Source organism: Streptomyces sp. P5F9 (assembly GCF_057961495.1).
Map to the genome: position 1 here is coordinate 1 of NZ_JBXVPZ010000404.1, position 9,027 is coordinate 9,027.

The window sequence follows — 9,027 nt, forward strand, 5'->3', positions numbered from 1 at the left end:
GGGCGGAGGTAGTAGCCGGGGGTGGGCTGTGTGGTGAGCGTGAGCGGCGATACGGGGAGCATGGCGTCTCCTGACGACCAAGGGCATGCCGGACGAGCAACTGCGGCCAGCACAGGTGGACTTGGCTCAAGAGTGACGACTTCGCTCCAAACTTGCAAGCTTGTCACCAAGATTGCATATTCGACACTCCGTTCCCGTCGATACAACGCCGCCCGCGATGCCATGCTGTCGCCATGCCAAACATGCGCCCAGTCCCGACCGTCCGTCGCCGACGTCTCGGCCAGGCCCTGCGCCAGTACCGCAATGCGGCCGGTCTCAGCCTCGACACGGCGGCACGGGCGATGGAGTGGATCGGCCCGAAGCTCTCGCGCATCGAGACGGCCAACGGGTACATCCGCCCCACCGAAGTGGCCCCTCTGCTCAAGGCGTACGGAGTGGTCGATCCGGAGGTCGTCTCGGCGCTGGAGGCCCTGGCCAAGGACGCGCGCAAGCAGGGGTGGTGGCAGACCTACACCGGCATCCTCTCCCCCTCCTACTCCGACTACATCTCCCTCGAATCGGACGCGGACAGCATCCGCGAGTTCTCTCCGTTGCTCATCCCGGGCCTGTTGCAATCGGCCGCCTACGCACGCGAGAGCATCAGCGCGAACGCCATCACGCGCACGGCGGAGGAGGTGGCGGCGCTGGCCGAGGTACGCCAGGCCCGCCAGGCCGTCCTCACCCGCCCCGGCGGCCCGCTCAAGCTGTGGGCTGTGATCCACGAGGCGGCCCTGCACCAACGATTCGCCCTGCGCCCCGCGACCATGCGCGAACAGCTACGGCGACTGCTCGATGCCGCGGAGATGCCCAACGTGACCATTCAAGTGATGCCATTGGACGCGACGCCGCACCCCGGCAACGTCGGCGGCTTCGGCCTGGTCGGCTTCCCCTCGCCGATGCCCGACGTAGTGCTACTGGAGAATCTCATCGGCTCGTCCTACGTTGAGGGCGTCGACGATGTTCGAACCTTCGCCGACGCCTTCGAACGCATCGTCGCGGCAGCACTGCCGACCGATGATTCCCTGGCTCTGATCGCCCGCATCGAGGAGAGACAACGCACGTGAGCGACATCCCCAAGTCGGACCTTCACAGCTTCGACCTGACCACGGCGATATGGCACAAGGCATCCGCAAGCGGCGGGGAGGGCAACTGCGTCGAGGTCTCCCAACTCCCGGGCGGGGCCAGGGCAGTTCGTGACTCCAAGGACCTCGACCGAACCCCTCTGCGCTTCACCGCTCCTGGATGGGCCGCCTTCCAAGTAGGCGTCCTAGCCAACGAGTTGGAATCGTTCGACCAGTGACTGCCTGAGGCGCTGGAGGTCATTCGTCGCGGAAGGGTGCCTGTTCTGCCAACTCGATTCCTCGGAGGCGTTGAAGCCAACGAGTGAACGCAAACGTGGCAATGCCGCAGCCCGTCACCCATCCCCACCCATCCGTCAGAAGGGTGTGCATGCCGTCATGGGCAGCGATGTAGATCACTAACGTCCCGGGCGGCACTGCAGTGAACACCTCCCGTCGGCTGTGCGAGGACAGCATCCAGTCCACTGGACGCCACACCTTGCCTAACGCATCGTGCAGTCGGTATCGAACAGCAGCCACTAGAAAGCCCCATGCACACCGGCGTTGTTCGCGACATGTGAGGACAATGCCGTTTTCCGGGTCACCAGCGAGATGCGCTCGCCACTCTCCGATGTCCCGTCGAGGACCCGCCAGTGTCGATGCCCAAGAGGTGAGTCCCCACGCTGCGTGCGATCTGTTGCCGGTCCTCTGGGATGGCCTTGAAAGTCGGATCGCCATCCGAGCGAGGAACGGGAACGCCATCAGTACGGCAAGCACACCGCCAGTAGAAGCCTCCGTAACACTCCACATCACGACCCGACCGCACATGTAGAAGTCGTTCGGCTCACTGACGGACATACTGGTGGTGGGCCATTCGCTCACGCCGTCCCGCCAGTCAACCGAAGCCCGAACCGACGCGCCCTGCGCGCCTCCAATGCGGTGCTGGCCTGTTTGCGACCCAGCCCCGTCAATTCGTAGTACCGGCGAGCAGGTCGACCCGGATGAGGGCTGTTCTCGGGCCAGCTCCTCACCCACTCCCGCCCTTCAAGGCGTTCCAAGATGGGGTAAACCGTTCCGGGGCCAAGGTCCGCCTCGCGACAGATACTCAACCCCCAAGCGGGATCATCGCCCGTGGCGGCAAGAAGTACTTCCAGTACCCCGATCGTAGGCTTCGTCAACCTGATGTTGGTCACACGGCCAGCCAACCATATATCGAGAACGAGTGACGCTATATATCGAGAACAAGTCATGCAGAGCGTGAAGGCAAAGCGCACCTTGCCGCATTGATCACGTTGTGCGCGTCGTTGCCGTACAACGCCGACTCCTCCAAGGTTGCCCAGACGCGCAGGTAGGTGGCGACACTGTCCGCGTCGTCGATCCACAACTCCGCGTGCCAGTCCTCGACGATGACGAGGCGTTCGTCGTAGACCCAGAAGCTGTTGCCGGGCCAGATCTTCAGTGGGGCGCTGAAGGGGATGATGCCTAGTTCGACGGTGTCCAGGCCGATCGCGGCGGCGAGATGGTGGAGTTGCGCCGCGAGGACGGACGGCGGACAGACCAGGGAGCGGAGTGCGCCCTCCCACATCATGATCCGGTGGGTGCGGCCACGCTGGTACAGCCTTTCCTGCCGTTGGATCCTCGCGCGCACCGCGTCCTCGGTGTCGCGTGGTGACCGCAGCAGATCGGCGTGCCGGGCGAAGACGTGGCGGGCGTAGTCCGCAGTTTGCAGCAGGCCGGGGATCAGGCAGCTCTCCCAGATCGTGAGGACCCGGGTGCGCTCGTGCTCCGCGGTGGCAGCATCCTGGACGGTTTTGTGTCCCGCCGCCAACTGGCGACGCCATGAGCGGATGTGTGACTCGAACCCCCGGAGTTTGGCGAGCAGTTCGTCGATGGCCTCGGGCTGGCCGGTCCCGTTCGCCCATGCCCTCAAGTCGTCGGCCGTCGCCGTCTGCCTGCCGTTCTCCAGCTTGCTCACCTTGACCTTGGTCCATCCCGGGCCGAGCCGTTCCGCGAGCTGCGTACCGGTGAGCCGGCCATCAGGAGCCGTCAGGCGAAGCTCCCGGAGCCGTACGCCGAGGGCTTCGCGGGCCTGCTGATAGTCCGTGCTCACCGATAGGCACCTGCCTTACCTCTACCCCCTGGCGTCGGCCAAGGCCTTGAACCGCTCGTACGGGACGGCGTAGTGCATCGCCACGTCACGCAGCCGGTTGTACTGATTGACGCATGCGGGCTCCGTGATCAGTTCGGCACCCGTGAGATTGTCTTCGTCGTCCCAGAGGCACAGGGCGACGATATGAGAGTCGAAGATCCAGAAATCCTCATCGGGGAGGTGCACGCGCTTGGCATCGGCGCGCCACATGTTCCGGACTTCTTCACCCAACTCGGCGTTGTGTCGGGCGTGCGCGAGAAGGTACAACTGCCCCTCCGTCGGGGGGTTGTCGACGATACGGACGCGGCCGACGTATGCGCCGTCGCGCGTCTTGGCACTGATGGTGCGTGCCCAGGGCGAGTCCATGTCCCAGGTCGGCGCTTCGCCCCGGACGAACTGGGCGTAGGTGTCGGTGGCCCTGTCCACGGCGTACCCCTCGCGCATCTCCAGATGCCAGGCGCTGTGCCGAAAGTTCTCGAAGAGCCGCGCGAAGGTGTCCGGATCGAGGATGCGCGGCTCGGTGTCCCGGTTCTTCGGGCCGAAGTCGATGATCGTGTTACGCGGCACCACGACGGGGATCTCGTCCTCGTCCAAGTGCTGAAGCTGGGCGATGGCGTCCGGGTCGGTGAGCCGGGGACCGTGCACGATGATCTCGCCCGTGTCCAGGTCTTCGTGGATCGCGGGGCAGGAACCTCCGCCGCTACCGGTGCCGTTGAAGCGCAGGCGTCGCGTCATGACAAGATCCTTTCCTCGGGAGGACTCGGGAGGACTGATCCATCAAGCATCACGGAGGGCAACTGCCTGTGTACCGAGTTCGGTTGGCCCGCGCGGCTAACATCGCGCAACTTCACCACACCGTCAAGAAACTTCGAGCAACTCCCCTCGTGCCGCGCAACTCCCCACTCCTACCGTCCTGTTCATGGCTACGACGGAACAGCGGGACGTAGACCCGCATACGGCAGTGGAATCCCTCCGCCAAGCACTCGCCGAGGCCGGGATCGTCCTCCCGTCCCTCAACGTCGACTTCGTAAACCCCGACCTGAAACTCGTCGAGTTGGGAAGAGTTCGCGCCGATGTGGTCGTCCGTCTGGCGGAGGCAGTTCGGCGAGCGGGCCGCGCATGACCGCGGCGGAGCAGCAGGAAGGCACTCTGGTCTTCGACGCCGAGACCGGCAAACTCGGTTACGTCATGGGGTACGAAGGCCCGTACGTGCAACTCCGGCCGGTGGCGGGCGGACGCGCCTGGGACGCTGCCCCCGCTCGCGTCCGTCCCGCCACGCAGGCGAAACGTCGCACATCCATGCGTGAGCGCATCAGGGCGCTCAACACAGCGAGCAGCGGCGCGATCTCCGCATGAGCACGCCGTCGATCGATGACCTCTCAACGCGTTCCGCCGAGTGTGCCGTCGCCGCCAGGCCGAGTTATCAAGGCTTGCACCAGGACTGCCGCCAGACCGACGACATTCCGCTTCCTCACGGGGGCGGCGTGGTCCTCATCGCGCGTTGTACCTGCCCCTGCCATACGTACATCGCGACAGAGCCGTAGATCTGCACCCTCGCGGTCGAGCCCTACCCCGCGTCAAGCCGCCCCTTCCCCACCCGCGGCTCCAGCGGCGGAGCCGTCACCCACCCGTGCGTGAGGCACTCCGGGCGGCGGCAGTCCGGGGCCGGGCGTCGTACGGTCGCGTAGGCCAGGACCGAGCCCACCACCAGGACGCCCGCGCACCACAGCATCGCCCGGTCGAAGGCGTCGTCGAAGGCACCCGCCGAGCGGTACGCCTCCGGCCCCATCCCCGCGAGCAGCGGCAGCGCGGCGACCGCGATGAGGCCGGCCGCGCGGGCCGCCGCGTTGTTGATGCCGCTGGCCAGGCCCGCGCGGGCCGTGTCGACGGAGGCGAGGACCGTGGCCGTGAGCGGGGCGACCAGGATGACCATGCCGGAGCCCATCACGAGGAGGGCGGGCACGACGTCGGCGAGGTAGGAGGCGTCCGGGCCGACGCGCAGCATCAGCAGCATCGCCGTGGCGCACAGGAGCGGCCCGGCCGTGAGGGGGATGCGGGGGCCGATGCGCTGGGCCAGTTCGCCCGAGCGTGCCGAGAAGAGCAGCATCAGGGCGGTTGTCGGGAGGAGGGCCGTGCCCGCCTGGAGCGCCGAGTAGCCCGCCACCACCTGGAGTTGGAGCGCGGTCAGGAAGAAGAAGCCGCCGAAGGCCGCGTAGACGCAGAGGGTGACGAGGTTGACCGCCGTGAACTGGCGCGACGCGAAGATGTCCGGCGGCGTCATCGGGTCGGCGCTGCGCTTCTCGACGTAGACGAAGGCGACGCCCGCGGCCACTCCCGCGACGGCGGTCAGCGCGACCACCAGCGAGCCGTTGCGCGCCTCGATCAGCGCGTACGTCACGAGCGCGAGCGACACAGCCCCCAGTGCCGCGCCCAGTACGTCGAAGCGGCCGTGCTTGCGGCCGTCCGCCGACTCGGGGACATGGCGTACGGCGATGGGGACGCAGATCAGGGCCAGGGGGACGTTGATCAGGAACACCCAGCGCCAGCCGGGGCCGTCCACCAGCCAGCCGCCGAGGAACGGGCCGATCGCCGCGCCGATGCCGCCGAAGCCGGACCACAGGCCGACCGCCCTGGCCCGGTCGTCGGGGTGGAAGGAGGCCTGGATCAGGGCGAGGGAGCCCGGGGTGAGGAGGGCGCCGCCGATGCCCTGGAGCGCGCGGGCGGCGACCAGGACGCCCACGTTGGGGGCGAGTCCGCACAGCAGGGAGGCCGCCGCGAACCACACCACACCCAGGACGAAGATCTTGCGGCGGCCGTAGCGGTCGCCGAGGGAACCGCCGAGGAGGATCAGGCCGGCCAGCGTCAGCATGTACGCGTTGACCGTCCACTGGAGGGCGGCCAGGTCGGCGCCGAGATCGCGGCCGATGCGGGGCAGGGCGACATTGACGACGGTGGAGTCCACCAGGGCCATGCTGGAGCCGAGCACGGTGGTCAGCAGGATCCACTTGCCCTGGGGCGAGGCGAGCCGGACGTCGGACATGTCCCAGGTATACAGCGAGCCCGGTGCCGTAGCACCGGGCTCGCGAAACAGACGGCTCAGAAAGACTTACTTGATCTTCGTGCCCGTTGAGCGCAGGTTCGAGCACGCCTCGGTGACACGCGCCGCCATCGACGCCTCGGCGAGCTTGCCCCAGGTGCGCGGGTCGTAGGTCTTCTTGGAGCCGACCTCGCCGTCGACCTTCAGGACACCGTCGTAGTTCTTCAGCATGTGATCCGCGACGGGGCGCGTGAACGCGTACTGGGTGTCGGTGTCGAGGTTCATCTTCACGACGCCGTTCTCCAGCGCGGTGGCGATCTCCTCCGGCGTGGAGCCGGAGCCGCCGTGGAAGACGAAGTTGAACGGCTTGCTGCCGGCCGGCTGGCCGTACTTCGCGGCCACGCCCTCGTTCAGCTCCTTGAGCAGCTCGGGGCGGAGCACGACGTTGCCAGGCTTGTACACGCCGTGCACGTTGCCGAACGACGCGGCCAGCAGGTAGCGGCCCTTCTCACCGAGGCCGAGCGCCTCGACCGTACGGATCGCGTCCTCGACCGTGGTGTAGAGGGAGTCGTTGATCTCGTGCGAGACACCGTCCTCCTCGCCGCCGGTCGGGGTGATCTCCACCTCAAGGATGATCTTCGCGGCGGCCGCGCGGGCCAGCAGCTCCTGCGCGATGGCAAGGTTGTCGGCGAGGGTCTCCGCCGAGCCGTCCCACATGTGCGACTGGAACAGCGGGTTGCCGCCGGCCTTCACGCGCTCCTCGGAGACGGCGATCAGCGGACGGACGTAGCCGTCGAGCTTGTCCTTGGGGCAGTGGTCGGTGTGCAGCGCGACCGTGACCGGGTACTTCTCGGCGACGATGTGCGCGAACTCGGCCAGGGCCACGGAACCCGTGACCATCTCCTTGGCGTACTGGCCGCCCAGGAACTCGGCGCCACCCGTGGAGATCTGGACGATGCCGTCGCTCTCGGCCTCCGCGAAGCCGCGCAGCGCAGCGTGCAGGGTCTGGGTCGAGGTCACATTGATGGCCGGGTAGGCGAACTTGCCTGCCTTCGCCCGGTCGAGCATCTCGTTGTAGACCTCGGGGGTTGCGATGGGCATCTGTCCGCTCCTTGGGATGTGCGGGTTGGCGATCTTCGCGATCTGCGTGCTACGGCCCTGACCTAGACCTTGGGTGCGACGTCATCGTCGGCCCCATCTTTCCAGACGCGGCCGCAAGCTGAGAGTGGGCGGTCAGTCCAGGCCCAGCTCGTCCTTGGAGTAGGCGAAGAGATACGGAACTCCCGCGCCCTGCTCGATCTTCTCGGCGGCACCGGTCGCCCGGTCCACGATGGTCGCGACGCCGACGACCTCGGCACCGGCCGCGCGCACGGCCTCGACGGCGGTGAGCGGGGAGTCGCCCGTGGTGGAGGTGTCCTCGACGACCAGGACCCGGCGGCCCTTGATCTCGGGGCCCTCGACCTGGCGCTGCATGCCGTGCGCCTTCGCGGCCTTGCGCACGACGAACGCGTCCAGCTTCCGGCCCCGCGCGGCGGCGGCGTGCAGCATCGACGTGGCGACCGGGTCGGCGCCCATGGTCAGCCCGCCGACCGCGTCGAAGTCCAGGTCGGCGGTCAGGTCGAGCAGCACCTGCCCGACGAGCGGGGCGGCCTCGCCGTCGAGGGTGACGCGGCGGAGGTCGATGTAGTAGTCGGCCTCCAGCCCCGACGACAGGGTCACCTTGCCGTGCACCACGGCCTTGTCCTTGATCTGCTGCAGCACCACGCCGCGTACGTCCGTCATGCCGCCCAGCTTAGAGGCGCCTCCACGCCCAGGTCATCGTGGCTTCCAGCGGCTCGATCGGGGTGACCAGGCGGGGGAGGGTGTTCAGGCCGTCGGGCGGCCCGGTCTGCGGTTCCACGCACACGGCGGCCTCCTGCTCGTCGTAGACGACGACCCACTCCTCCGGGCTGGTCACCTTGAGCTCCAGCTGCCCCGGCCAGGTCAGCGTGACGTCGACGCCGCCGGGCATGCCGAAGCAGTCGTCCCAGGGGCCCGGCTTGCGGTCGATCCGCTTGCCGGTGGGGAGGTGGTCGTCGCCGCGCTCCTCCTGCCAGGCGGGGCTGAAGTCGACGGTGACGTCCTCGCCGCCGAGGTTGCGGTGGAACCACGGGTGCCAGCCGATCTGCGCCGGGAAGGAGTCGTCGTACGCCTCCACCGCCATCGTGAGCGTCAGGGAGTCCCCGGTCAGCGCGACGGCCTGGGTGACACGGCCCGGGTGGGGCCAGGGCTCGACCAGGTCGTACGTGATGACCGCCTCGTCGGCCGACCTGCGGGCGGTGCGCCAGGCGCCGTCGCGGACCGTGCCGTGGATGGCGTGCGGCGGGGAGTTGAGGGGCATCTGGCGGACGGTCGTACCGTCGCGGAAGCGGCCGTCGCGGATCCGCCCGCACCAGGGGACCATCGGGAAGCACCCGAACCGCTCGCCCTGGCGCAGGAGTTCGGTGCCGCCGACGCGGAGCCCTCCGATACGGCCGCCGTTGCCCGGCTGCACCGTCACTTCCGCGTCGCCCGCGGTCAGCGTGATCTCTTCGTTACTCACGGCACGACCCTACTGGGCGGATCAAGAGGGCGAACGGCAACCCGTCAACGGCGTTTGCGCAGCACCCTGTTGACCACGATCGCCGAGGCCAGGATCACCGCCGCGGCGGGGGCCGCCCAGCGGAGGGTGGCGTTCGTCGAGACGGTCTGCGGGGCGGGGACGG

Annotated in this window: 11 protein-coding genes and 1 pseudogene; 4 read left to right on the forward strand and 8 right to left on the reverse strand. The window is 68.0% G+C overall.

Annotation, left to right across the window (positions count from 1 at the left end; all coding sequences use genetic code 11):
• Nucleotides 1-233 precede the first annotated feature (233 nt).
• Both AC31A1_RS40205 and AC31A1_RS40210 read left to right on the forward strand, forming a co-directional pair.
• Nucleotides 234-1,103, forward strand: coding sequence for a helix-turn-helix domain-containing protein (locus AC31A1_RS40205; RefSeq protein WP_489658032.1), 870 nt, complete (start codon nt 234-236; stop codon nt 1,101-1,103).
• Nucleotides 1,100-1,339 carry a DUF397 domain-containing protein gene (locus tag AC31A1_RS40210; RefSeq protein ID WP_489658033.1) on the forward strand — a complete coding sequence of 80 codons (240 nt, stop codon included), beginning with the start codon at nt 1,100-1,102 and terminating at the stop codon, nt 1,337-1,339. Before AC31A1_RS40205 ends, AC31A1_RS40210 begins: the two co-directional genes overlap by 4 nt.
• A gap of 636 nt (nt 1,340-1,975) precedes the next feature.
• Here the strand turns inward: AC31A1_RS40210 and AC31A1_RS40215 are convergent.
• Genes AC31A1_RS40215 through AC31A1_RS40225 form a run of 3 tightly spaced genes read right to left on the reverse strand, consistent with a single transcriptional unit; the run spans nt 1,976 to nt 3,981 of the window.
• Nucleotides 1,976-2,347, reverse strand: coding sequence for a PadR family transcriptional regulator (locus AC31A1_RS40215; protein ID WP_489658041.1), 372 nt, complete (start codon nt 2,345-2,347; stop codon nt 1,976-1,978).
• Nucleotides 2,344-3,207, reverse strand: coding sequence for a helix-turn-helix domain-containing protein (locus AC31A1_RS40220; RefSeq protein ID WP_489658034.1), 864 nt, complete (start codon nt 3,205-3,207; stop codon nt 2,344-2,346). Before AC31A1_RS40220 ends, AC31A1_RS40215 begins: the two co-directional genes overlap by 4 nt.
• Before the next feature lie 21 nt (nt 3,208-3,228).
• Nucleotides 3,229-3,981, reverse strand: coding sequence for a DUF6879 family protein (locus tag AC31A1_RS40225; RefSeq protein WP_489658035.1), 753 nt, complete (start codon nt 3,979-3,981; stop codon nt 3,229-3,231).
• 184 nt (nt 3,982-4,165) lie between these two features.
• On the opposite strand from AC31A1_RS40225, the gene AC31A1_RS40230 reads away from it, so the two are divergent.
• Together AC31A1_RS40230 and AC31A1_RS40235 are read left to right on the forward strand one after the other, a co-directional pair.
• Entirely contained in the window at nt 4,166-4,369 is a 204-nt protein-coding gene (locus tag AC31A1_RS40230; protein ID WP_489658036.1) for a hypothetical protein, read from the forward strand.
• The gene (locus tag AC31A1_RS40235) at nt 4,366-4,602 is read left to right on the forward strand and encodes a hypothetical protein (RefSeq protein WP_489658037.1); all 237 of its coding nucleotides are present in this window, start codon (nt 4,366-4,368) and stop codon (nt 4,600-4,602) included. The genes AC31A1_RS40230 and AC31A1_RS40235 overlap by 4 nt, the downstream gene beginning before the upstream one ends.
• Nucleotides 4,603-4,813: 211 nt before the next feature.
• On the opposite strand, the gene AC31A1_RS40240 is transcribed toward AC31A1_RS40235, so the two are convergent.
• From AC31A1_RS40240 to AC31A1_RS40260, 5 genes and pseudogenes are all read right to left on the reverse strand, one after another.
• The gene (locus tag AC31A1_RS40240; RefSeq protein WP_489658038.1) at nt 4,814-6,286 is read right to left on the reverse strand and encodes an MFS transporter; all 1,473 of its coding nucleotides are present in this window, start codon (nt 6,284-6,286) and stop codon (nt 4,814-4,816) included.
• A 66-nt stretch (nt 6,287-6,352) separates the two neighbouring features.
• Entirely contained in the window at nt 6,353-7,384 is a 1,032-nt protein-coding gene (gene fbaA / locus AC31A1_RS40245) for a class II fructose-bisphosphate aldolase (RefSeq protein ID WP_489658039.1), read from the reverse strand.
• Nucleotides 7,385-7,516: 132 nt separating this feature from the next.
• Nucleotides 7,517-8,065 carry an orotate phosphoribosyltransferase gene (pyrE, locus tag AC31A1_RS40250; protein WP_393751053.1) on the reverse strand — a complete coding sequence of 183 codons (549 nt, stop codon included), beginning with the start codon at nt 8,063-8,065 and terminating at the stop codon, nt 7,517-7,519.
• Between the two features lie 10 nt (nt 8,066-8,075).
• Complete coding sequence (locus AC31A1_RS40255; protein ID WP_489658040.1) at nt 8,076-8,864, reverse strand: aldose epimerase family protein; 789 nt, start codon at nt 8,862-8,864, stop codon at nt 8,076-8,078.
• Nucleotides 8,865-8,908: 44 nt separating this feature from the next.
• Nucleotides 8,909-9,027: pseudogene (locus tag AC31A1_RS40260) on the reverse strand (carbon monoxide dehydrogenase subunit G); the annotation flags it as partial.